Genomic DNA, 22,827 nt, shown 5'->3' with positions numbered 1-22,827 from the left:
GATCACCCGGCTATAACAAACCTGTAAACAATGATCTTGCCGGCTGTAGGGGATTTACGGGTAATCCTAACTATATCGCCGGGCTTAGCTCCTATGGCCCTGGCCACAGGGTCAGACGCCCTCATGTAAGGAAGTTGCTCAGGCTTAACGCCTAGAGACCTCAGAACCTCCACAGCCTCCTCAGGTTTCAGAACCTCATGCTTAGGCACCAGCTCATGCTCCAATATGTTAAACTTCTCGCCTGCCATATCACGACCCTCTCCCGCTAAACAAGAAAATCAGAACACACATTTTAAGCTTTAAACCTCACATTATCAAAACAAAAGTTTTAAAGGGAGTTAATAAGTATAACTGTTGGACGGGCCCGTAGCTCAGCCAGGTAGAGCGGCGGGCTTTTAACCCGTAGGTCCCGGGTTCAAATCCCGGCGGGCCCGCCACAATCTACCTCTACGATCTAAGAACAGAGTCCTGTAAGCTGGGGGGATTGCATTACGGTATCAGGTAATATATTATAGGAGACTTAAGTATCTCTGAAACCCTGTCCTCGTCCATCAGAATTAGCGAGAGCGCCATCACGTACTTCAGGTTATAGGCTTCGACCAGGTAGCTAAAGTACTCAGCTATTTCCTTGTTAAGTATAGCGTGGATGGAGATTACGTAGTCACCCTTCTGGAGGGCTGTATACGACCTCCCCCTCGCCTCTAACCCTATGATTGAGTTCTCCTCAGCAGTTATGACTAGAGGTATTTCAAGCGATACGGACAGGTAGGAGGCGATGCTCATAGAGTAGTCAGGCAGGGACAGGAATTTGTTGACAAAAAGTCCAGGTAATTTATCCATGAGTTTATACTTTAGGTACATTGAAACGAAGTTGATGAACTGAGGTTCTGTGAAGGCCTTCCTCAAATCCCATCCGATCTTATTCATGAACCTGCCGACGTACTTCTTGGCGAACTCATCGCTCATTAAAACGCTCAGCAAGCGTGCAGCCATAGGTGTCGCCGGAACTGTGATGCCGTGATAGTACTTACTCAGGGCGGCCTCGCTCAGACCGAGCGTGTGGGAGAGCTCGACGTTCTTAAACACCTTCCTAGCTGAGGATAGCGCGAGTAGTGAGTCAGCCCTAATCGTTAGATCACGTGCCTTCCTGCTTAAGTACCACCTCACCCAACATCACACTAATAATGAGATGCCTAGGAGGTATTAACTCTTGTAAATGCCCAGCCGCAACCGTTTCTATATTCATGGAGGTCTATTAGGATTGTTCAGCACTGTTCAGTCGTCTGCAACCCCTCATAATGAAGTATAATAGCCTCACCGACGTATAGTTAAGTGATGATTTGGGTCTATAAGCGCTGAGATAGCATGATGAGAAACCCACGCGATGATAGCAGCTCAAGTCTCCCGTACCCGCCCGCGACACGGGTTTTTAAGCTCGACAATCACGAGGCACCCAAGGATAAGGACCCTCCCCTCAACTATGAAACTCCCTCATGACGATGAGGCTTCAGACAAATGCCTTCTCATCAAGGCTCAGTTCCGGAGGTACACATCACCGAAACCGATCTCTTCCCTTGGCGTTTGGGGGTTCACTGACTTACGATTCAGCATCCGCCCCCTAATCTATGCCTTGTATAGGTGTTGGGATACTTTACTAGGCCTCCTCTCAGAGGACCCTCCACTCATGATGTAAATTACGAGCATCCTATATAAGTATTCAGAGCCTGAAGCAATTTGCTGGGGGAGACCACCTCCATCACTTATTATCCTTCTACAGGGCTTAAAATTGGGGCTGTGAGGTCGACGACGGGCGGACTGAGGGGATGAGGAGCCACTGTAGCGCTGAGCTCCAACAAATCATGGAATTGCTGTTAGGCTGAGGACCCCTTCCTTAATACCTCCCTATTCTTGACGAACTTAGTTAGTCTAAACCATAAATATAGCAGGAGTGCGTTTAGCATTAAATAGAAAAGAAAGCCGAGCACCTGCATCGGTAGGGACCGATCACTCAGCGCAAGCACGTATACCAGGAACCTAATTATGAGGGGTTGTGCCACTATCGCCAGAAGCCCGTAGGATATTAGTGCAAGCGGGATCGCTAGGCTTCGAAGTAATTTCCTCATACCTCATCACCAGCAGACTCTACAACGTAAATTCCTAAGACTGAGGCAATATATGAATGCTCGGTCTGAGGGGGAGGGCGTTCCTCTTTTTCCCGTTATAGTCCGGCGCGCTACCGTCATCCGCTCTATACACGCCCAGTATCTTCACCCCTGTTTCATCCTCTACGTATTTCTTGAACCTAGTGAGAACTGCATACTCGTCTATCGAACCAACCCTGACTATGGTATCCAATAACTCAGGAGGCAATGAGGCTATGAGATCCACGAGAGTTCTGGCTACTCTGGGAGCATGTCTTGAGTCAACTACACCGCTGGATACCAGATACTTTATTACATCGCCTATCCGGCCGCCTCCCCTCAGAATCCTCACAACCTCAATCAGGTGCCTGTACTCCGTGTTGGGCACCACGTACACGACGGCCTCACCGCCCTTGACAACCCTTGACAAGCTCTTCAAGTCGTCGATGAACCTCTCTAGGAACGCGTAATCTAACTCCACAACATCGTCGATCATCCCCATTAACTCCTCCCTAGACGGCAGTCTCTCAGTAGTTAGGAGGCTCTCCACGCCGATCTTATGCCACAGCTCCTCAGTTATGAAGGGCGTTACTGGATGCATTAACTTAAGCCACAAGATCATTAAGTCCCTCAACACTCTAGAAGGTCTCTCAACCATCTTAAGATATTTCAGGACGTCTTGATGTATGTTGTAGAAGATCTTAAGGCACGCCGCCCTAATCTTAACGTCGGCTAAATCGCTGTAAGCCCCCACCGCGTTCCTCGCAAACCTAGAAAGCAACCACTTCTCAGGCAATCCGACGTCATCGCTTAACCCCACGGATTTGAAGACCTCTAGAACCAGGTTGTGGATGCTGCTTAGTTTGATGCGTATAGCATCTACAGCGTCTATGTCAAGATTCAGATCGCTCTCAACCTCAGCGCCCGAAGCTATGGCCAGCCTCACCACGTCTGGTGAGTAGGTGTTGATCAGCCAGTGAAGTGGGAATATATTCCCCCTTGACTTGGCCATCTTCTCCCCCTGTATGAGCACCCACCCGTTAGCCACTATTTGCTTAGGCCACAGAGCCTCCGGGAATATGGCGGTGTGATTGAATATGAAGAAGGTCAGATGGTTTGGTATCAAGTCCTTACCGCTATGACGCGAGTCCAGCGGATACCAGTAGAGAAACTCCCTCCTCAAATCCCTCAACACCTCAGGATCTAGACCGAGCTCCTTGCCCAACTCCGCCGCATCGCCTAAACCTAGCATCACGTAATCCCAGAACTTGTAACTCAGCTTCTCAGGCGGTATCCTGCGACCTCTTATACCATGAATGACTGTGTAGAAAGCCATGTAGATTGTGGAGTCGCTTAAGGACTCGATTATCCAGCCTGGCGCCCAAGGCAACTCAGTGCCTAACCCTCTACTCCTCGTACACGCCTTCTCCTTAAGCCAGTAAATCGTGTTGAGGAATTGAGTCCTCGCCTCCTCGGGGATTACCCTCATCATATTCAAAGCCTTGACAGCCAGTTCCTTCCATGCAGGATCGCCGTAGTTAATGAACCACTGATCCTCAACCACCTTAACCACTATCTCAGTGCCGCACCTGCAGTACACGGGAGCATTCATTACCTCATACATGGAGTCTCCGAAGCCGCTCTCCGAGAGGAACCTCTTAATCCTGTCGCGAGCCTCCTTAACCGGGATGCCTGCAACCCACTCACTAACAAACTCCCTGGACCCTTCAATAACTTCAGAAATAACGAGTCTAGCAAGGTCTGAACGCATGACCCCTGACTCATATTCAGTACGGTAAACTTCTCTAGTCGCCTCATCGAGTGCCTCACGATCCTCCTGAGACTTAACACCTAACCTCTCGACGACGTCCTTAGCTGGTACCTCACTGAAGCCCCCCACAGTTATTAGCGGTATGGGCTCTAAGCCCTCCCACGTCCCCCCCGCTCTAGTGAGCACGTAATCTCTGAGCGCGACGTAATCGTAGGGAGCGTGCGCCGGTACACTCATAACCACGCCCGTCCCAAACTTGGGACTGACGAACGAGGCCTCAATCACCTGAACCACACGGCCTGTGAGGGGATTCACAACCTGCCTGCCTATCAACTCCCTCCCGTCGATCTCCTGGAGGATCTCCACAGCCCTCTGGAAGCTCAACTTCTCGGCGGCATCACATGAAGTAACCCAAGTGTCGAGTCCGTTAGGGGTCTTCACGCGTGAAACACAGTACCTGACATTAGGGTTGATCCACAAGTTGGTAACGCCCAACACGGTCTCAGGTCTCAAGGTAGCTACGACGTAGCCTAAACCGTCAAGGCCCTTAAACCTTATCAGGTAGATTTCATCTATCTCAGGCTCTACATCGCCCTTCGTGTCATGCATTCCTACCGGCATGTTGTGGTGAGGACACCACCCCACAGGGTGAGACCCTCTAGTCAGGTACCCCGACTCGAGGAGCTTCCTGAACTGCCAGCGAATAAACGACTTGAACTCAGGGTCGATGGTAGTAAATTCCCTCCTCCAGTCTATGGAGAGCCCGTAGAGCTTCATAGCCTCCTTAGAGACCTCGTGGAAGAACCTAGCCACCGATATAGGGTCTTTCAGTTTCGCGAGCTCCTGCTGATCGACTTGAAATACCTTAGCTAAGTTACTCACGTACTCCACATTACCTGCAGCCAGCCCCTCCGCCAGAGCCAGTATGGGAGTTCCTGTATAGTGGAAACCCATAGGGAACAGCACATTATACCCCATCCCCCTCATGAACCTGGCCAGTATGTCAGGGATTAAGTATGTCCTGGCATGCCCGACGTGCGCTGGTCCGTTAGGATACATGAAGGCCGCAGTTAGGAAGTACTTGGGAGTCCCCTCCTTCGGGTCGGCATTGTAGACCCCGCTCTCAGCCCATACTCTAGACCACTTGCGGGCTATGTCCACTAGGTAGGAGGTGAAGTCCTCCTGCCTCTCACTGTCCGTGATTTCCTCACCTAATAACTAACGCAACACGCTAGTTATAAATAATTATAAATAATAACTTTGAGTTGTTTAAGTCTTGCGGGGCTAGACGCTTGGGGGTCGACCTGAGGGAGCTAATTGAGGGAAGCCCTGCAGTCAAAGTTATTAACGACTTAAGGGAGCTGAGGGGTAAGGCAGTCGCTATCGACGCCTACAACGCGCTCCACCAGTTCCTGGCAGCAATAAGGCAGCCCGACGGGACGCCGCTGATGGACGGTAGGGGACGCGTAACCAGTCACCTAAGCGGGCTCTTCTACAGAACGATAAACCTGGTTGAGTCCGGCCTCAAGCCCGTCTACGTCTTCGACGGGAAGCCGCCCGAGCTGAAGGCTAAGGAGATAGCGGAGAGGACGGCAATCAGGGAGGAGTCCCTCAAGAAGTATGAGGCTGCATTAGCCGAGGGGAGGGTTGAGGAGGCTAGGAAGTATGCTCAAGCTACAGGCAGACTGACGACGGAGATGGTGGACGACTCCAGAAAGTTATTAAATGCGATGGGCATACCTTATGTCAACGCCCCGTCAGAGGGGGAGGCCCAGGCAGCGCACATGGCTAGGAAGGGTGACGTGTGGGCCTCAGTTTCCCAGGACTACGACTCTCTACTCTTCAACACCCCTAGACTTCTGCGGAACATAACTATCAGCGGCAAGCGTAAGCTGCCGGGCAAGGAAGTGTATGTCGATGTAAGACCTGAATTAATTGAGCTAGATAACCTCCTAAAATCACTTGGCGTAACACGCGAGCAACTAGTGGATATCGCAATACTTCTGGGAACAGACTTCAACCCTGACGGTGTGAAGGGTGTAGGACCTAAGACAGCCTTCAAGCTAATAAAAACCCACGGCACCCTAGATAACGCAATTAAAACACTGCCCAACGTTAAGATAGACTTCAACTATGAGGAAATCAGGAAGATCTTCCTCAATCCCCCGGTGACGAGCACGTACACGATAAAATGGGCGGAGCCGGACGCAGAAGCAATAAAGAGAATCCTAGTCGATGAACGTGACTTCTCGGAGGAGAGGGTCAACAGCGCTATAGAGAGGTTGAGGAAAGCATACAGAGAAAGTTTTAAAGCATCTCTCAAGGGACTCGATGCTTGGGTTAAGAAATAGCTTTCCGACAGCGAAAACCACCTCGACATGCTCCACAGCCTCTACTACCCCAATCCATAGACCTCGCAACCGAAGCCTGACCCTTTAAGGTCAGGGTGGGAGCCTTGCACTGGGGGGATTTGAGGTTTTGCAGGCCGCGATATCAAGAGCTTGAGTAACTATATGTAGTGGCTTTCTTAATGTAGTAGTAGCCAAGCCCGTGTTGCGGGTATGTGACCAGCTCGGCAGAGTTGATGTAAAGCCCTCCGCTCCTGAAGAGCCTCGAAGTCACGACGAATGTTTCGAATTCGCCTCCCTCACCTACAGGGCTCACTGAAGCGTTTCTAACATCGCTCAGGAAGTCTTTAACCCGCACTGCATTGATAACGCTCCCTAACCACCTTAAGTTAAGTCCGTAGGCTTGGATCGCCGTCACTACGAAGCTTAGGGACTTAACCTCCTCGTTGAGGAGGGATTCCTGATCGCGGCCCCAGAGGGGTGGCATGTGCCTCAGACCGAGCTCCTCAGCGATGAGATCTACTCTATCCTTCTGATACTTAGAGGCGACAGCGCCTGAGACTATGTAGTCGTACCTCATGTTTAAGTCCAGCACCCTAAGCGATGAAATTATCTCACGAACCTCACGTTCCTTAACACCGCTGACTTGGACAACTATTTTGTTGAGACCCATTAAGTCCGCGTGAAGCTGCGATAGACTTATGTTGACTGTGTGGAACATCCATGAATCGGTGACCGCGGGGATAACTATAATCAGCAGATCAACTTGTACCCCCCTCCTCAACGCTTCGATTAATGCATAGTGGGAGTCCTTACCTCCTGTGTATAGCGCAACCCCACTCTTCAACCAAACACCTCAAGACGCTAGAATCTTGAGAACTGTGTTCACAGCTGCTGCAAGGCACCTCTCGCCGTCGTGACTGTAACACATGCCTAAGACTATCAAGTCACCGTCCCCAACGCCGTACTCACCAACTAAGCGGTTCAAGGCCTCAACACGCACTTCCTCAAACCCGCTGGGCGTGGGTAGGTAGAGGGTCCTGCCTGAACATGTGATTATCAGCACTCCGTCAGCCCCCTCCCTAACGACCAAGTCCCTGAAGAGTATCACGCCCCCCACTACAGGCACGTAGGAGTAGCCGTTACTAAGGATAATCCCTGAGACCCTACAGTTCATACACATCTCGCTTAACTCCAGGTTCGGGATCAACTTAATGAGCCGCTTGAGCTTGGTAGCTAGCTCCTTACCCGTTTCAGTCAACTTAGTGCCATGAGGTCTTGAGGTCTCGACAAGACCTGCCTCCTTTAACCTACTTATTAAAGTCTTAATGCTCGCCTCCCCCAATCCGAGCTCCTTCATCAGTTCATGCCTACCGCACACGCTGTGACGATGAAGCATGTCTAGAACTCTGAAGACATGGTATGGCGAGAACCCTGGCTTGACACCCCCCCTCTCCTCAGCTATCCTAAGTAGTAATCTTATCTCACTCATTGCCTTCAAGTATATTCTACCGCAACAAGAGCTAAATAAACTTTATTTGGGTTCCCATGTGAGAAGATAGGGTGAGCTAGTTTGAGGAGCATGCAGGGTAAGGATTTCATATCGGTCGCTGACTTCACCGCAGAGGAGTTGAAGTTCGTGATAGATACAGCCTCCAGTCTTAAACAGAGGTTCTACAGCGGTGAGAGGGTAATACCTGTGCTTGCAGGTAAGGCAGTTATGATGATATTCCAGAAACCAAGCACAAGGACCAGGATCAGTTTCGAGCAAGCCATAGTGCAGTTAGGAGGACATCCAATAACCGTTAACTGGCAGGAACTCCAGCTGGGTAGGGGGGAAACAATAGCGGACACCGCTAGGGTGTTAGAGAGATACGTCGACGGTATAGTTGCCAGGGTTTACAAGCACAGCGACCTTGAGGAGTTGGCTAAGCATGCAGAAGTGCCAGTCATAAACGCCCTGAGCGATAGAGAGCACCCCTGCCAGGCAGTCGGGGACATGCTAACCATATACGAGAAGAAGGGAAGACTTAAAGGGGTAAACCTGACGTACGTCGGCGATGGAGGGAATAACGTAGCGCACTCGTTACTCCTGGCGGCTAGCAAGCTAGGGCTTAACGTGAGAATAGGCACGGCAGAGGGGTACGATCCCAACCCCGAGATCCTCAAACTGGCTGAGGAGGAGGCCTCCTCCTCAGGCGCAACAGTTGAGATCGTCCGAAGCCCTGAAGAAGCCGTAAGGGCTGCCGACGTAGTCTACACTGATGTGTGGGTGAGCATGGGTCAGGAGGCGGAGAGGGAAAGACGCGTGAAGGACTTGAGCAAGTTTAGAGTAACGCCCGAGTTGATGAGGCTGGCCAGAAAGGACGCTATCTTCATGCATTGCCTGCCAGCGCTCAGGGGTATGGAGGTAGTTGATGAGGTTATCGACGGTCACTGGTCTGTGGTCTGGGATCAAGCCGAGAACAGACTCCACGCCCAGAAAGCAATACTGGCTTTACTTCTTTGAACCTCGAGAAGAGATCCCTGAACCACCCCTTTTTCTGCCATTTCTTCCTCCCTTCCTCCCGGTCCTGCCAGGCTTAGCTCTTACGTCTCTACCCCTCCCTTTCCTACCGCCTCTTCTCCTCCTACGGATTTTACGCGCCCTCCTCTGGGTCTTAACTGAAGTGCTCGGTGATGCGCGAGATTTGAACCTGTTGGCACGAGCAATTAGTTCATCTCTGGTGATCACCCTCTCCACACCTTCGCCGACTACCTTCAAGGCCAGGAAGCTGTGGCTTGGAATTCCATCTATGCTCGAGTCGTAGGCTATCAGATCCTCCTCCAACTTAATGGTCTCCGGCACCAGCCTGAAGCCGGCGACTTCTAGGGCATCTCCACTCTGCTGACGATGCTCCGAACCTTCGTGCGCTACATCGCCTTCAAGAACTTTCAGTATTTGTAGACTCTTAACTAATGACGGCACTGTAAGTAGCTGAACGTGAGAAGGAGGCGACTTTCTAAGATGCATGAAGAACGATAAGCTATCCATGGTCACGCCCGCAGCGTCTGAGCCCTTGCAGAGCTCCCTTACATAGTCGAATCCGGTCAGATCGTCTACCTCGGTTTGCTGAATGTAATCCATGCCCTTCTCGAACGCCTCGAAGGATAGACTCCTAACCACTCTATAGAGCGACACCTTGACGTCGTCAAGCAACGGGAGCTCCTGCCTGACCAAGCATCTAACTACGGCGTCAGGCAATGGTTGATCAACCCGCTTACGTGCGGTTAAACCTACCTTTTATAACCAATTTTTCTAAGGAATTCGTGGCGATGCCTCTTATTTTCAACACCCTCAACGCCAACCACAGTATAACCATCGACAACCCCAACGACACTTCTACCCTGATTGGTCGTGGCCACGATAACCTGGACAGGGTTCGCTGTGGCAGTGTATATGCTACATACTTCCTGAACATTCTTAATCGAGTTCAGCACGTTTATAGGCCACGCGTTCTTGATGTATATGATGAAGGTATGTCCAGCGCCTATTCTGAAAGCGACCTCCTCAGCCAGCTTAACGAGTTCCTCGTCATTCCCATCACTCCTAACCAGCCTCTCACCGCTGGCCTCGTTGAAAGCTAGACCAAACCTAATTGAGGTGGAGGACGTGATTAGCGCTTCGTATAGATCCTCAACGGATTTTATGAAGTGTGTGTGTCCTAATATGACGTTAGTGCCTTGAGGGACGGGAACGTCCACCACCTCAAAACCCTTCAGCTCCCCCATCTTCACCCCCAATTAAGGAAGTTAATCAGTGTTTTAAAACTACAAGCCATCGTGATGGGGGATATGACTAAAGACCTGCCTAGCGAAGCACACCGAATCTTCTAGAGGTTCAACGCTTAATATACCTCCGGAACCGTTGCCCGAGACCCTGTCACCGACCACCCCAAGTAACTCACGGATGAACCTCCTGGTGATGCCCGACCTCTCGCTCACCCTAAGAGAGGACGCAGAAAAACCCGAAAGCTTTTCCACGTTAGCGTTAATGCAGGGCACCAGATCGTTGACCCCGCAACAGAAGAGCACCTTCATTAACCTGCGAAGCGAGGAAGGAACTGCAACCGTAAGAAGCCTCACAGCTAATTCCTCGTCCGTAACTGTGGTCTTGATTAGAAGAACCCCACCGTACCGCGTCCTGCAGACCTTAATCCCCGGATCTAGATAGAAGAACGAGTCGCCTAACTCGTTTTCAGCGAACTCCTCCCTACCGTACTCAACTGTGGCTATGTATGTCGGAGGCCAGCACCCCTCAGCGCCCAACACAGAGTCTCTCCTTGACGTACCTAAAGAATGACGGCGGTGACCAAGCCACCCAAGCCGGGAACCTCTTCACGAAGTCATACGCCTCCTCCCAGCTCTCAAGCCCCAGCTCCCGTGCCAGCTCCTCCAAAGTCAACGAGAACCTGATATACCTGTATACCGTATCAAGGACTTCCTCAGTGACCGCCACTTCCTTACCGTTGCTCAACTTCACAGTTAACTCGCACATCTACCCGACCCAAAACCACTTAATACGTAGAGCTTATAAACTTGAAAACCCGACGAGGTTACAGATACTGCAATAAAGATTATAATGCATGTTATTCAATCATTAGTGAGGATGGGTGATGCATGCCTAGATGTATGCGGGGCCCCTGGCGTTGCAGGGGTAGGCCGCCCGTAGGTGTTAAAAGCAGGCTTAACCTAGAGGAGGTTTTCTACCTACCTATCAAGACTGTGAAGGGCTTGCAACCAACCGAGTTTGTGGAGGTGTATGATTACGAAGTTGAGGCCCTCAAGCTCATACACCTGGACGAACTCTCAACAGACGAGGCTGCTGCAAGGATGGGGGTTTCGAAGGCAACCTTCTGGCGAATACTTGAGACATGCAGGGTTAAGATAGCTGAGGCCCTCGTTGAGGGCAAGCCGTTTAAATTAGTTTCAAAATCTAGGGAAAATATTGAGGGGAGAGTCAGCGCGTAAAGCTTATTAACTTTTGAAACAAGTATCAAAATGGTGATGAAGAATGTGGTGGAGAGAACTATATCCAGGTCATGGACCATGGGCTCACCTACCGCCTTGGAAGAGGCCCGGGCATTGGTGTGGCAGGAGCTGGTGTCGGTGGTCATATCCCTATTCACCGCTGCCATGGATGGATAAGGAAGGCGAAATCAGGTACTTAGAGGAAGTAAGGAAATACTTAAGTGATGTAGTGCTGAAGGACATAGAACAGAGGCTTCAGGAGCTGAGAGAGGGCAAGCAGTAGGGGTCAGGCTGTGTGATAGTAGCGATTCCAGTCTACAGAATCCCTCAAGACCTGGTGTACGTCTACCCGCACTTTGGAAGAACACTGCACTTTGCGCTCGCTGAGATCAGCTATAAGGACTGCAGGGTCTTGGAGATAGTTGAGAACCCCCAACGCAGATCATGAACGTGGATCAGGGCATAACATAATAGATTTTTTTAGTGATGAAAGGCGTCGAGGTGTACTACATCCCGGTCAGCGGGGTTACTAGATTTGAGGATGCGTTAGGCATGTTTAAGCGAGGACTTCTGGAGGAGGTCCGAGAGACCAGCAGGCGCGGGCAGCCCCCGCATAAGAATAAGGATCAACTCCTGTGCTGGTGCTATTACTTCCTTACATTAATCTGTTATCGCGTAGCAAGATGCTTTAGGTTCGAATATCTCTCCATTCCGCCTTAAGTTCCTGAGTATCTTCTCGAGGCTTTCCTCATCTATTCCATAATCAGAGATCTTCTTGCGGAGATCCTTGTACTTAACACACTCCTCACCTGATTTGAGTATATCCCTAATTAACTTGACAACCGTTACCTCCTTCTCCCGCATGCTCTTGGGCTTTCCAGTCATTATCAGGTCTATATCTATAGCTCCCGTCTCCACGTCCATCCCTACATGCTCTAAAACGGAGTTCATTAGCCTCACTGCCTCAACAGCGTCCTCAGCCTCGACCTTGTTCTTTAGCTTCATCTTGGCGTGCGCCTCAGCCAACCTAACCAGAGCCTCAAGCTGCCTGGTGGTTATGGCTAGCGGGGCGTCCTCCTTCTCAGCACTCTTCTTTCTAAGTTCTATATAGTATTCCTGAATTATCTTCTCAGCCTCCTCAGTTAGCTCAGGCCTAACATACCTTCTCGCATATGCTATGTACTTGCGTAGCAGGTCAGGCTGAAGTTCCGACTCCACATAGCCCGCTTTCTCATGAGTCTTCAGAACATAGCTCGAGAGCGAGGTGTCTTTCGTCAGATCCGGCAGGTCCTTCACTATGAATATTAAATCGAACCTAGACAGGATAGTTATCGGGAGGTCTATGTTCTCTGCGACGCTCTCGCTGCTCACGTACCTACCTCTCTTTGGATTCCCCGCAGCGATGACTGTGGTCCTGGCATTGAGTCTGGCAACTATGCCTGCCTTAGCTATACTCACGCTGCCCTGCTCCATGGCTTCATGAATGGCCACCCTATCCTCATCACGCATCTTATCAATCTCGTCGATCCCGACGATCCCACCGTCCGCAAGGACCATGGCGCCGGCCTCGAGAAAGTACTCGCCGGTCTGTTTATCCTTAACTACGGCTGCAGTGAGTCCGGCGGCACTGGAACCCTTACCTGTGGTGTATATCCCTCTGGGAGCTATCCTCGCCGCGTACTGAAGTAGTTGCGACTTGGCGGTTCCCGGGTCACCAACCATCAGAACGTGTATATCCCCTCTCAACCTAGTCCCGTCACGCGTTACCTTAGGATTGCCGCCGAAGAGCGCTAGAGCTATGGCCTCCTTCACATCCCACATACCGTAGATTGTGGGGGCTATACTCGCTATTATTTTCCGCCTTATCATTGGATCTCTAGCGATCTCCAAGATCTTAGCTTCATCTTCGGCGCTGAGCCTTAACTCCTCCAGCAACCTCTGAGCTACGATCACGTTATTCGCTTCTATATACGGAGTGTAGATGATTCTGTTGAACCTGCTTGACCTAGCTAACCTGACGACCCCTACGACCGTCACCCTATCACCCGGTCTGGCAGCATCGACCAGGTCGTCGGTGAGAACAACCTCAATGGATCTAGGTATCTGACCAGCAGGTATCTCCTCAGGCCTCTCCTGGACTACCACTAGCTGCCAGTCCCTGTACTTAGACCTCTCCGGCTCTAACTTTATGGTACCCCTATACCTAACCCGCTCCTCCTCAACTAGCTCGTTCACACATATAGGGCAGTACGGAGGCCTCTCCACGTCCTCCTTAAGCTCCTCCTTCTCACCGGGAGGCCACCAGAACTCGTGCTCGTCACCTGTGGGTAGCACGTGAATGAACAACGCCTTATAGAGCTTACTCTTGCGAGGGGTCGCCTTGACTATGACCCCATCAACCGCTATCAGCTTACCGAGGTTCTCACTCGCAACACTGCGTATCGCCGTAGCCCTAACCCACCCGCTGAGCCTGGCATGGAACCTCTCATACCTGACCGCATGCTCCGGGTACTCACCCCTTATTATCTCCTTCATAGCGCTACTGAAGGCGTCAAAGGCCTCGTCAGGACTCTCCTCCACGAACTCAACTAGGTTGACATCATATGCGGCAAGATCCTCATAATCGATCGGGAGGGATCTGCCACCCTCTCTAATCATCCTCCTTATCCTATCCTTATACTTAAAGGATCCGTCACTGCCTCTGAAGTTGCTCAGGAATGACTTAATTAAACCAACATCCACCTTACGTTCATCAGCGATCTCACGGAGGTCTACGCTGGATACCCTATTGCTTTCGCTCAAACATAACACCCCTCCACCCGCTGACCAACGACTTCAGCACCCTCAGGAGAGCTCCCTCCTCAAGCAGGATCTTATCCATGAACTCCTCCAGCTCATCCTCTTTCGAGAGGAGGGCGAGCTTCATGATTTTCCTTAACCTATATTGAATCAGGTCGTCGAAATTGCTCTCAAGCTTCACTAAACTCAAGGCGGCCTCAGGGTCTGATGCGGAAGCCTCCCTTGCCCTATTCAACAATCTCTTGACCTCCGGGTAAAACCTGGGCTTAAGTTGCGTGAACTCATAATCCCCACTCTCCCTCTCGTTAATGAGGGCCATGGCTACGTCCTGAGGCCCTACGGAGTTCTCCTTAACCTCAACTAGGCCCTCCTTACTTAAGTACTCCGCCAACCATAGGGGGAGCGAGGCCTCAACACCTTTAGTGAGGATCTCGAAGCCCTCGCCAATGCTGACCCTGCCCAAGTCCCTAAACACAGCTACCTTAACGGGACTCAGCTCATGGTAGTACATCGCCAGACATAGTAGGGACCTTATCATCCGTACTCCAAGCATTATCTACTCACTACACAGAATTTAAACCCGTTGGGTGTTTGGAGTCGCTTGAGCAGGAAACACTTAAAAACTCGTGTCGAATCAATGTAAAGGATAGGGCCCGTAGCTCAGCCAGGTAGAGCGGCGGACCCCAGCGGGCCGAGGCTCTTAACCCGTAGGTCCCGGGTTCAAATCCCGGCGGGCCCGCCACAACGTTATTACGCAGCAACGAGTGCTCGAGTTAAATAGGCGTGAGAGAAAAAGTTGATTAAGGTGTGGATGAAGAGCGGTCACCGTCTGAATGCGTGATGAGGGCTCGTGTTACTGACACACTGCAGGTCAACCACTCACGACAAACACTGCAGGTGAGTTTCACGTAGGTTACGTGTAAAGAGCGGCCCTAACACGGACTTTCATGTCGAGAACATGGAATATATAATTACCACCCAAACATATACTTGGGTCTAACAAATGTTCGAGATTCGATGGCACGGGCGCGGTGGTATGGGCGCTGTGACAGCAGCCGATCTAACTGCCTCAGCCGCCATCAAGGCCGGCCTCTACGCACTAGCGTTCCCAGAATTCGGCGCCGAGAGGAGGGGGGCCCCGGTCACCGCCTACACTAGAATAGATGAAAGGACCATCTACGACCGGACCCCTATAACCAACCCCGACGCCATAGTGGTGCTGGATCCGTTCATGGTGTCGTCGCCCAAAGTCCTCGCAGGACTGAAGGAAGGCGGCTATCTTATAGCCAACACTACCCGAGAGCCTGGGGATCTACTTGAGCAGCTAAACCTTAAACACCTGAAGATCTCTGTAGCCACTGTAGATGCTACGGAGATAGCGATGCGGGTCTTCAAACAACCCATAGTTAACACTGCGATGATAGGGGCCCTCATAGGCGCAACCAACATAGTGCCCCTAGATAAAGTGGTTGAGGTTGTGAGGGAAAGGTTCTCCGGCAGGCTGGCCGAGACCAATATACAATTAATTAACGAGTCATTCAAGTTACTTAAGGTGGTAAGACCTTGAGCACTAGACTGCCCTCGTGGAAGGAAGTATCTATAGGTGCTGTGGTCCTGGAGCCGGGCTCCACAAGAAGGTACAAAACCCACGACTGGAGAACTTTAAGACCTATCATAAACCAGGACAAATGCATCAGGTGCAGGATATGCTGGAGCTACTGCCCTGACTCAGCGATACTGGAGCTCGACAAGACCTACGTAACCTCCGCTAAGAGGAAGTACGATGTAACGTATGAAGTAGATTACGATTATTGCAAGGGGTGCGGAATATGTGCACAGGAATGCCCCGTGAAGGCAATAGAGATGGTTCCGGAGGTGAGGTGATTGGGTAAGACGCTCCCGCTTTCAGGCAACACAGCGGTGGCTTACGCCGTCAAGTCAGCGGATGTCGACGTCGTTTCAGCGTACCCTATAACACCGCAGACAACAATAGTTGAGAAGATAGCTGAATTCGTGGCGAACGGCGAGCTCGACGCGGAGATGATACACGTGGAGTCAGAGCACTCCGCACTCTCAGCGGCCGTCGGGGCTTCTGCGATGGGCGCTAGGGTCTACACGGCATCGTCGTCGCAGGGCATAGCCCTAATGTACGAGATCATGTTCATAGCGTCGTCTCTAAGGTTGCCGATAGTGATGACTATAGCCGCCAGGGCGCTCTCAGCTCCCATAAACATATGGAACGACCACAGCGACTTCATGGCTGTATCTGACACAGGATGGATCATGACCATGGCTGAGAATAACCAGGAAGCTCATGATGACGTCATCATAGCCTTCAAGGTAGCGGAGGACCCTGAAGTACTATTGCCGGTCATCACAGCCCTCGATGGTTACTTCATGACGCACACGATCGAGCCGATAAATGTTGTTGAGAGGGAGGAGGCTTTAGACTACGCCCCCAAGAGGAAGAGCTGGTATGTCCTAAACCCTGACAAGCCTATCACCATGGGCGCGTTAGGAGATCCTCAATGGTATTTCGAGTTTAAGAGACAGCAGTATGAAGCTCTTAAGAAGTCTAGGGAGGTGTTCGATAGGAGTTTGGAGGAGTTCTCAAGGAAGTTCGGCCGGCGTTACAGCGCAGCTGAGCTGTACGGTGAGGAGAACCCTGAGGTAGTGTTTGTGGCGATGGGTCACGTAGTGGGCAACGTGAAAGCGTACTTGAACAGGATGAGGGAGAAGGGAATGCGTGTCGGCGTCCTTAAGCTGAAGCTCTACAGACCGTTCCCGGAGGACCTGGTCCTCAAGTACTTGGAGGGGGTTGAGGTAGTTGGCGTGATTGACAGAGCTTTAGTACCGGGCTCTCCCTCAACAGGACCGCTCTACGGCGATATAGTGTCAACGCTGGCCAAGCACGGCAGGGATGTAAGGGTAGTGGATTTCGTGACGGGCCTTGGAGGAAGGCCTGTGACCCACGAACACATAGAGGTCATATTGACTAAACTGGCCGAACTCAAGAACAAACCCGTCCGCGACCTGCCTAAAGAACCATTGTTTATAGGGGTGAGAGAATGAGCAAGACACTAACCCTTAGGGACCTACCTCGTGAGGAGATGTTCGCCCCGGGGCATAGGATGTGTCAAGGATGCGGAGCCGCCCTGCTGATGCGCCACATAACCAAGGCCTTACCTAAGAACACCGTCATAGTTCAGGCCACAGGATGTGTGGAGGTCACCACTACACTCTATCCAGAGACCTCCTGGATGCATCCGTGGCTTCACATAGCATTCGAGAACGCGGCGGCAGGTGCTTCAGGGGTCGAGGCAGCTGTGAGAGCTCTAAGGAGGAAGGGCTCACTACCGCCCGAGAAGGACATTAAGGTGGTGGCCATCGGCGGTGACGGAGGCACGTTCGACATAGGCATACAGGCTCTTTCAGGCATGCTTGAACGAGGTCATGACGTGCTCTACATAGTGTACGATAATGAGGCATATATGAACACAGGTATTCAAAGGAGCGGTGCAACGCCCTTCGGGGCTTGGACGACTACCACGCCTGTTGGAAAGGCATGGCACGGTGAGTGGAGGAATAAGAAGGATATAATAGCTATAGCACTGGCTCATCGAGTGCCCTACGTCGCCACGGTGAACCCTGCATACATTCCAGATCTCTACATGAAGGTCAATAAGGCGATGCAGACTCTCGGACCTAAGTTAATACATGCTTACTCACCATGCGTTCCCGGTTGGAGATATGAACCGTCGCTGACTGTGACGATAGCCAAGCTAGCTGTTCAGACAGGTATATGGATCAACTACGAGATCGAGAAGGGGGTGCTCAACGTAACGACGCCAGTGCCTAAGAGGAAACCAGTTACGGAGTATCTGAAGCTACAGGGGAGGTTCAGACACCTAACGAGTGAAGAGACGAAGAAGATTCAGGAACTCGTAGACGAGCGCGTGGCCTACATCAACAAACTAGCGGGCAAGGAAGTAATAGGCCCTGTGGAAAGCTGATTTAACTGGCGGAACTATTTTTAGTACTTACACTTCACTAGGACCAAACCTCGATGACGTCTCCCTAATTAGTCTCAAGTACTTCCTCATTAAGTCAAGCCTGACCATGCGTTCCAGGCCCTCGACCTCGACCTCGAACACCGCCGGCTCGTAGTCGTTATAAAAGTCAATCACCTCGCCGGAGCTACTGACTAGAAATGTTGGTTGCTGGATCTTCTTCTCAGTTAGGTATCCTCCAAGACCTATAATGGGTACGTTGTTCTCTACCGCCCGAACAACGCCCAGCTTAAGCGTTAGTTCGGGATCCCGCTCCGTCAGTAGGGGAGGGTTAACTGCCACTATCGCGTCGCTTCCAAGGAATTTACAGATCCTGCCAACCTCAGGTATCTCCAACTCCTTAATGTACGTGAAGCAGAACTTAACCCCGCCGACCTGCAGGACTTCAGGATTCTTATTTGACGAGATCCTATCCCCAACAGGGACTGTATTGCTGGCCCTGTATAGGGGTTGCCCAAGCGGCGACATCACCCCGGTTGATAGGTATGCTTTATCTCCCCCTTTCCTTATAACAGGCGTTACGATTATCGACACACTCCTCCGTCGAGCAACGCTCAATAGCTTCTTATTGACGCTCTTCATGAAGCTCTTATAGTTTGGATACCTCCTGTACCCGTTCAGAAAGTCGTTGAGTGGTGACACCAGCGATAGTGTCAACAGGATTGACACGCTGTCTGAAATCTGACCCAAAACCTCGTCAATAGCCTCGGCATATCTCCTCGAGCTGCTACCCAGGTCGAGCCTGACCACCGCCACAGAACTCCTCTTATAACTCATACCCCGTTACACCCAGTAAATTATGAGAGCGCAACTCCTCATATAGCTCCAGCAAAAGGTCGGCATAGGGAGCGTCGTTAGTCTCTATACTTCTCATCTTCCCCTCTAGGACTCTGGTCCTCTCCTCACTAACGAGTCTATTATACCTCTCTGTTAAGTAGTTGAAAACCTCAATACCTAAACGTAACGGAATCAAACTGCCCCTACCTCTAGAAACTGCGTACCTGCGCTTAATAAGAGTCTCAAGTATCTTGGCGTACGTAGAAGGTCTTCCGATCCCCCTCTCCTTCATGAGGCTAATTATCGATGCTTGAGTATGTAATGGAATCTCATACCTGGACTTGAACTCGTACTTGAGGTTGGGAGTGTCTAAAGAGTAGTGCCCCGAGGGAGGGACGTTACGCACCTTAATTACGTTTAGAACCCTATTAAACCCGTCAAAAACCACTCCTTCCACCAAATCCTCAGTGACTGTTGGGAGTGCCACGCGCTGAAGATCCTTGAAAACCAGTTCAACAATCACTTCAACACTCCTCCTACTCACCACTGCGGGAGTCATTTGAGAGGCTATGAATCTCTTGAAGATCATCTCGTAAACCCTGAAGTGCTCATTCCTTAACATCTTGGGAGGCTCTATGAGTCCCTCACTTATGAGCTCCCTTAACATCTCAACATCAACAGGTCTTGTAGGCCTTATACATTCGTGAGCGCCACCAGCCCCCCATGCCCTTCCCTCGTAATAGTTAATCCATAAGTCACCGAACTTCTCGCTGAGATACTCCTTAGCCACGCTCATCCCCACATCAGAGACTCTAGTGCTGTCCGTCCTGTGGTAGGTTATAAGCCCGGATTCGAAGAGACCTTGCATAACCTCCATGACTCGGGTTGCAGGCAAGCCCAGAACGTTTGAGATCTCTGAAAGTGCTGCGTCGGTGGTGTATGGTGGTGGGGGATTTACGCGTTCCACTCGAGACTCCCAGTTTTTAACGTGCATAACAACACCGCCTACGTAATCCTTACTAATTAAATCACTCAGATCCCTCGGTATCTTCACCCTGACTCTGAAGCCTTCTAAGTCGATCACTAGGTAGAGTGCTTTAGAAGCCTTATGATCCTTGAAACCGTTGATTATCCACCCAAGCACTGGAGTCTGAACCCTGCCTGCACTAAGGTTTCTGTAGGACTCACTAAACCTCTCACATAGCGTCAAGTAGGTCCTGTAGGAGGTAGGGGGACCTCCTCCCCCACACGCCATAGATCTAACATGTTTACAGAAGTAATCCCTCCAGAACTCATTCTGTAACATGCCTGAGAGTGAAAAACCTACCCACCTATCCTCAACTCTCCTCAGGAGCTGAGCCTTAACAAGCCTCACGTCCAGGTCGCGAGGGCTTACTAAGGCATTCAGAACGGCGTTGCGGGTCACCTCATGAAACTCAATGCGTTTTAAGTTACTGTTATACGGCCTGAGGGTGTGATAGAGATCGTACGCTATCTTCTCGCCCTCCGTGTCCGGGTCGGTCCCGATGAGAACCTCATCGACCTCGTAAGCGACGTCCCTCAGGGCCTGAACGATCTCTGAAGCGTTGAGCACGTCCTCCGACCCGCAGACAGGGCACTTAGTCCGTGCTTCCACCGCGACGAATTGGTGACCACAACTTCTGCATCTACTTAAGGGGGCGAACACGGGGATGAAGCCGGGTTTGCCTGAGCTGTCCCTACGACGTAGCACTCCATAAACGCATTCAATCACTCCCTCATCACAGAAGCTCCAGTCAGTAACTAGTTCGTAGATATGTCCGCCGCTAGCCGTTATCAGCAACGTGTAATTACCCAGACCCACCTCATACACCCTCAGCCTACCGTATTCTCTGCTACTTGGCCTTCCAAACATGCGGGCTATAGTCTTAGCTTTATTGGGGGACTCAACTATCATTAGGGCGGTCTTAAATTCCACTCTACTCTTAAGTCCCTCAGGGACTTCCCCCTTCTGGATAGCGAGAATCTCATTCCTAGTACGATCTACCTCATTAAGCACTCTACCTAGATCCACCTCATCTAAGCTCCTAAATCTGAAACCCTCTATGAGGAATCTCAGCCTCCTGCCGAGAGCGTTAAGCATCCTCATGTCAGTCGCCACAACTATAGAAAGCCCCTTGCTTATACCGCCCAGGTAGAGTCTTGAGGTTCTTCCACTGGCTTGCACGTACGTTGAAGCGTCAGGTATCAATAGGTGGAGGGAGTCGCCCCCATCAACCACCACTGCTTCAGGATGGTTCCTCAAACCCTCCAGAACCTCAGGCTTCCTGAGTAACTCCTGAACTCTCGTGTAAGCCTCTAAAAACAAGGCCTCACCGGGAGTTTGGGGCGCTTTACTACCCTCAATCAGCTTCCTAGCGTCCTCAAGGAAGAGAACGCCAGACCTTCTCACGATTCGTCTTAACCTGAGGAAGGCCCTCTCTATGAAGCGCTTACTATCAGCGTCTGGAACAACCCCCCTCAGCAACGGCAATAGCCTCAGTAGGTCAGCAGGCTCCAGCCCCTCAAACCTCAGGTTAATCCTGTGCCTCGGCACGTCGATGAATAACGCATACCTTATCCGGACCGGGAGATCCACGCCCCGGACTAGCACGCCGTAGTAGGTGGCAACGCCCACAAGAACGTCAACCTCCCCTGAGATGAAGTGATCTAGGACATCTATTTTCCTGCTATGCATGGCTTCAGCGTTAATGCCATTTGCCCTCAACGTAGCGGCAACCCTCTCAGCGAACCCCGCACCGAGATCAGCAGGAACGAAGACTAAACCGCCGCCCCCCAGCTTTTTAGATAGCTCTACAACCCTCTCTGACGCCTCCTCTAAATTACCGACCTTAACGTAGGCGTCCTCCACGTTTCTTATGAGTTCAGGCCTAGCCCCTATCTCGAAACCCATTAACTCTCTAAATAATCTAACCCTGTCTCCTCTGGGGTTCCCAGTAGCGGACGCTATTATCAGAACCTTGCCATCACCCCTACGCCTTCTCACCTCACGTCTCAACCTCATCAACTCGCTCAACGCTCCACCGGACCCCCCTCTCAGCCCGACCTCCCTCACGAGCCTAAGGATCCTCAACCCCTTCTCAATATCTTCCTCAGTAAACCCCATGAGATTCAGTATGTAGTTCACAGCCCTGGACCCCTTGAGGACCGCGTCCACGTCGTCAACGAACACAAACGTGAAGTTATGCCTTCTCACCTCGTTGAAGTTCCTCATGAAATACTTGGAGGTCGTTATCAGTATGTCAAAGCCTTCAGGATCCCTGAGTCTGCTCTCCCTCTCCATTCTCTCCCTTCTCCCAAGCTTTGAGTGTATCGCCAAAACACTGGCTCCACCGCCTAAACGTTCAAGCAACTCCGTTATCCTTCTCTCAGCCTGCACGACCAGCGTTGTTGTAGGTACTATGATGTAGGACTTCCTACCCCTGTAGGCGTAGTAGAGCGCTGTAACAAGACCGAAGGTGGTCTTACCAACCCCTGTCGGAGCTATCATGGCGAAAGACTCTCCCTTACTAACCCTCCTGATCCACAGATTCTGTACGCTCCAAGGCTCACTGCCGACGCATCTTCTGAAGAACCTACTTAATCTCAGCTCCTCACTACGTGCCTCATACAGGGGCCTCAACCCCCTCAACCTACCCATCTTCCGCAACACGCTGGCTACAGAGTCTACGTCACCGTCTCCCTCAGAGACCGTTGGAAGACAATCACGACATGGCAGTCCTCTACGCAACCTAGTGTCACTTATGAAGCCCCCGCAGTTCGGGCATGAAGCCCCATACACGACCAAGTCAGCTTCTATTAACTCCCTATCAATTGACATCCTCAACCTCAAGATTATAATCCTGGTTCAAGGAATTATTAAGAATTGCATG

Annotated in this window: 23 protein-coding genes and 2 tRNA genes; 11 read left to right on the top strand and 14 right to left on the bottom strand. The window is 51.1% G+C overall.

Features of this window, described 5'->3' with window-relative positions:
• Positions 1–2 precede the first annotated feature (2 nt).
• Positions 3–248: a DNA-directed RNA polymerase subunit H gene (locus QW772_01600; GenBank protein ID MEM0037614.1), complete on the bottom strand. Its 246-nt coding sequence runs from the start codon at positions 246–248 to the stop codon at positions 3–5.
• Positions 249–360: 112 nt separating this feature from the next.
• On the opposite strand from QW772_01600, the gene QW772_01595 reads away from it, so the two are divergent.
• Positions 361–437, top strand: a tRNA-Lys gene (locus QW772_01595).
• A gap of 52 nt (positions 438–489) precedes the next feature.
• On the opposite strand, the gene QW772_01590 is transcribed toward QW772_01595, so the two are convergent.
• The 3 genes from QW772_01590 to leuS form a co-directional block, all read right to left on the bottom strand.
• On the bottom strand, positions 490–1,167 hold the full coding sequence (locus QW772_01590; GenBank protein MEM0037613.1) for a hypothetical protein: 678 nt from the start codon (positions 1,165–1,167) through the stop codon (positions 490–492).
• A 704-nt stretch (positions 1,168–1,871) separates the two neighbouring features.
• Positions 1,872–2,123: a hypothetical protein gene (locus QW772_01585; GenBank protein MEM0037612.1), complete on the bottom strand. Its 252-nt coding sequence runs from the start codon at positions 2,121–2,123 to the stop codon at positions 1,872–1,874.
• A 34-nt stretch (positions 2,124–2,157) separates the two neighbouring features.
• Positions 2,158–5,073 carry a leucine--tRNA ligase gene (gene leuS, locus QW772_01580; GenBank protein MEM0037611.1) on the bottom strand — a complete coding sequence of 972 codons (2,916 nt, stop codon included), beginning with the start codon at positions 5,071–5,073 and terminating at the stop codon, positions 2,158–2,160.
• 131 nt (positions 5,074–5,204) lie between these two features.
• On the opposite strand from leuS, the gene fen reads away from it, so the two are divergent.
• Complete coding sequence (gene fen / locus QW772_01575) at positions 5,205–6,263, top strand: flap endonuclease-1 (GenBank protein MEM0037610.1); 1,059 nt, start codon at positions 5,205–5,207, stop codon at positions 6,261–6,263.
• Between the two features lie 142 nt (positions 6,264–6,405).
• Here the strand turns inward: fen and QW772_01570 are convergent, their stop codons facing one another.
• A complete protein-coding gene (locus QW772_01570; GenBank protein MEM0037609.1) occupies positions 6,406–7,107 on the bottom strand; it encodes a diphthine--ammonia ligase in 702 nt (233 codons plus the stop codon).
• 9 nt (positions 7,108–7,116) lie between these two features.
• On the bottom strand, positions 7,117–7,752 hold the full coding sequence (locus tag QW772_01565) for a DUF4443 domain-containing protein (protein MEM0037608.1): 636 nt from the start codon (positions 7,750–7,752) through the stop codon (positions 7,117–7,119).
• A 90-nt stretch (positions 7,753–7,842) separates the two neighbouring features.
• On the opposite strand from QW772_01565, the gene argF reads away from it, so the two are divergent.
• On the top strand, positions 7,843–8,769 hold the full coding sequence (gene argF / locus QW772_01560) for an ornithine carbamoyltransferase (protein ID MEM0037607.1): 927 nt from the start codon (positions 7,843–7,845) through the stop codon (positions 8,767–8,769).
• Here argF and QW772_01555 read toward each other — a convergent pair.
• Genes QW772_01555 through QW772_01540 form a run of 4 tightly spaced genes read right to left on the bottom strand, consistent with a single transcriptional unit; the run spans position 8,758 to position 10,797 of the window.
• Complete coding sequence (locus QW772_01555; GenBank protein ID MEM0037606.1) at positions 8,758–9,504, bottom strand: hypothetical protein; 747 nt, start codon at positions 9,502–9,504, stop codon at positions 8,758–8,760. The two genes, argF and QW772_01555, sit on opposite strands and share 12 nt — an antisense overlap.
• Positions 9,505–9,536: 32 nt before the next feature.
• Positions 9,537–10,031 carry an adenosine-specific kinase gene (locus QW772_01550; protein ID MEM0037605.1) on the bottom strand — a complete coding sequence of 165 codons (495 nt, stop codon included), beginning with the start codon at positions 10,029–10,031 and terminating at the stop codon, positions 9,537–9,539.
• Between the two features lie 39 nt (positions 10,032–10,070).
• Positions 10,071–10,571, bottom strand: coding sequence for a hypothetical protein (locus tag QW772_01545; protein ID MEM0037604.1), 501 nt, complete (start codon positions 10,569–10,571; stop codon positions 10,071–10,073).
• Positions 10,558–10,797, bottom strand: a complete 240-nt coding sequence (locus tag QW772_01540; protein ID MEM0037603.1) for a hypothetical protein — start codon at positions 10,795–10,797, stop codon at positions 10,558–10,560. Before QW772_01540 ends, QW772_01545 begins: the two co-directional genes overlap by 14 nt.
• A 122-nt stretch (positions 10,798–10,919) precedes the next feature.
• Here QW772_01540 and QW772_01535 point away from each other — a divergent pair, with 122 nt between their 5' ends.
• The 3 genes from QW772_01535 (at position 10,920) to QW772_01525 (ending at position 11,718) form a co-directional block, all read left to right on the top strand.
• Positions 10,920–11,270 (top strand): DUF134 domain-containing protein, encoded by a 351-nt coding sequence (locus QW772_01535; protein MEM0037602.1) that lies wholly within the window; start codon positions 10,920–10,922, stop codon positions 11,268–11,270.
• A gap of 36 nt (positions 11,271–11,306) precedes the next feature.
• On the top strand, positions 11,307–11,447 hold the full coding sequence (locus QW772_01530) for a hypothetical protein (GenBank protein ID MEM0037601.1): 141 nt from the start codon (positions 11,307–11,309) through the stop codon (positions 11,445–11,447).
• A 118-nt stretch (positions 11,448–11,565) separates the two neighbouring features.
• Positions 11,566–11,718 (top strand): hypothetical protein, encoded by a 153-nt coding sequence (locus QW772_01525; protein ID MEM0037600.1) that lies wholly within the window; start codon positions 11,566–11,568, stop codon positions 11,716–11,718.
• A gap of 212 nt (positions 11,719–11,930) precedes the next feature.
• Here QW772_01525 and QW772_01520 read toward each other — a convergent pair whose 3' ends face one another.
• Both QW772_01520 and QW772_01515 read right to left on the bottom strand, forming a co-directional pair.
• The gene (locus QW772_01520) at positions 11,931–14,072 is read right to left on the bottom strand and encodes a minichromosome maintenance protein MCM (protein MEM0037599.1); all 2,142 of its coding nucleotides are present in this window, start codon (positions 14,070–14,072) and stop codon (positions 11,931–11,933) included.
• Positions 14,056–14,622, bottom strand: coding sequence for a hypothetical protein (locus tag QW772_01515; protein MEM0037598.1), 567 nt, complete (start codon positions 14,620–14,622; stop codon positions 14,056–14,058). Before QW772_01515 ends, QW772_01520 begins: the two co-directional genes overlap by 17 nt.
• 96 nt (positions 14,623–14,718) lie before the next feature.
• Here QW772_01515 and QW772_01510 point away from each other — a divergent pair.
• From QW772_01510 to porB, 5 genes are all read left to right on the top strand, one after another.
• Positions 14,719–14,811 (top strand) — tRNA-Lys (locus QW772_01510).
• 261 nt (positions 14,812–15,072) lie between these two features.
• On the top strand, positions 15,073–15,636 hold the full coding sequence (locus QW772_01505) for a 2-oxoacid:acceptor oxidoreductase family protein (GenBank protein MEM0037597.1): 564 nt from the start codon (positions 15,073–15,075) through the stop codon (positions 15,634–15,636).
• Between the two features lie 32 nt (positions 15,637–15,668).
• On the top strand, positions 15,669–15,953 hold the full coding sequence (locus QW772_01500) for a 4Fe-4S binding protein (GenBank protein MEM0037596.1): 285 nt from the start codon (positions 15,669–15,671) through the stop codon (positions 15,951–15,953).
• Positions 15,954–17,141 (top strand): ferredoxin oxidoreductase, encoded by a 1,188-nt coding sequence (locus tag QW772_01495; GenBank protein ID MEM0037595.1) that lies wholly within the window; start codon positions 15,954–15,956, stop codon positions 17,139–17,141.
• Positions 17,138–18,082 carry a pyruvate synthase subunit PorB gene (gene porB, locus QW772_01490; GenBank protein MEM0037594.1) on the top strand — a complete coding sequence of 315 codons (945 nt, stop codon included), beginning with the start codon at positions 17,138–17,140 and terminating at the stop codon, positions 18,080–18,082. The genes QW772_01495 and porB overlap by 4 nt, the downstream gene beginning before the upstream one ends.
• Before the next feature lie 27 nt (positions 18,083–18,109).
• On the opposite strand, the gene QW772_01485 is transcribed toward porB, so the two are convergent.
• Together QW772_01485 and rgy are read right to left on the bottom strand one after the other, a co-directional pair.
• On the bottom strand, positions 18,110–18,916 hold the full coding sequence (locus QW772_01485) for a hypothetical protein (GenBank protein ID MEM0037593.1): 807 nt from the start codon (positions 18,914–18,916) through the stop codon (positions 18,110–18,112).
• Positions 18,906–22,787, bottom strand: coding sequence for a reverse gyrase (gene rgy, locus QW772_01480; protein MEM0037592.1), 3,882 nt, complete (start codon positions 22,785–22,787; stop codon positions 18,906–18,908). The genes QW772_01485 and rgy overlap by 11 nt, the downstream gene beginning before the upstream one ends.
• Between the last annotated feature and the right edge of the window lie 40 nt (positions 22,788–22,827).

The organism is Zestosphaera sp. (assembly GCA_038727705.1).
Lineage (GTDB): Archaea > Thermoproteota > Thermoprotei_A > Sulfolobales > NBVN01 > Zestomicrobium.
The sequence above is the reverse complement of the archived record's forward strand: the minus strand, read 5'-3'. Positions and strand labels throughout refer to the sequence as shown.

Coding starts and splice junctions, on each gene's coding strand:
- QW772_01600 (MEM0037614.1), bottom strand. CDS start 248: ATGGCAGGCGAGAAGTTTAACATATTGGAGCATGAGCTGGTGCCTAAG.
- QW772_01585 (MEM0037612.1), bottom strand. CDS start 2,123: ATGAGGAAATTACTTCGAAGCCTAGCGATCCCGCTTGCACTAATATCC.
- QW772_01565 (MEM0037608.1), bottom strand. CDS start 7,752: ATGAGTGAGATAAGATTACTACTTAGGATAGCTGAGGAGAGGGGGGGT.
- argF (MEM0037607.1), top strand. CDS start 7,843: ATGCAGGGTAAGGATTTCATATCGGTCGCTGACTTCACCGCAGAGGAG.
- QW772_01550 (MEM0037605.1), bottom strand. CDS start 10,031: ATGGGGGAGCTGAAGGGTTTTGAGGTGGTGGACGTTCCCGTCCCTCAA.
- QW772_01540 (MEM0037603.1), bottom strand. CDS start 10,797: ATGTGCGAGTTAACTGTGAAGTTGAGCAACGGTAAGGAAGTGGCGGTC.
- QW772_01535 (MEM0037602.1), top strand. CDS start 10,920: ATGCCTAGATGTATGCGGGGCCCCTGGCGTTGCAGGGGTAGGCCGCCC.
- QW772_01530 (MEM0037601.1), top strand. CDS start 11,307: ATGAAGAATGTGGTGGAGAGAACTATATCCAGGTCATGGACCATGGGC.
- QW772_01515 (MEM0037598.1), bottom strand. CDS start 14,622: ATGCTTGGAGTACGGATGATAAGGTCCCTACTATGTCTGGCGATGTAC.
- QW772_01505 (MEM0037597.1), top strand. CDS start 15,073: ATGTTCGAGATTCGATGGCACGGGCGCGGTGGTATGGGCGCTGTGACA.
- porB (MEM0037594.1), top strand. CDS start 17,138: ATGAGCAAGACACTAACCCTTAGGGACCTACCTCGTGAGGAGATGTTC.
- QW772_01485 (MEM0037593.1), bottom strand. CDS start 18,916: ATGAGTTATAAGAGGAGTTCTGTGGCGGTGGTCAGGCTCGACCTGGGT.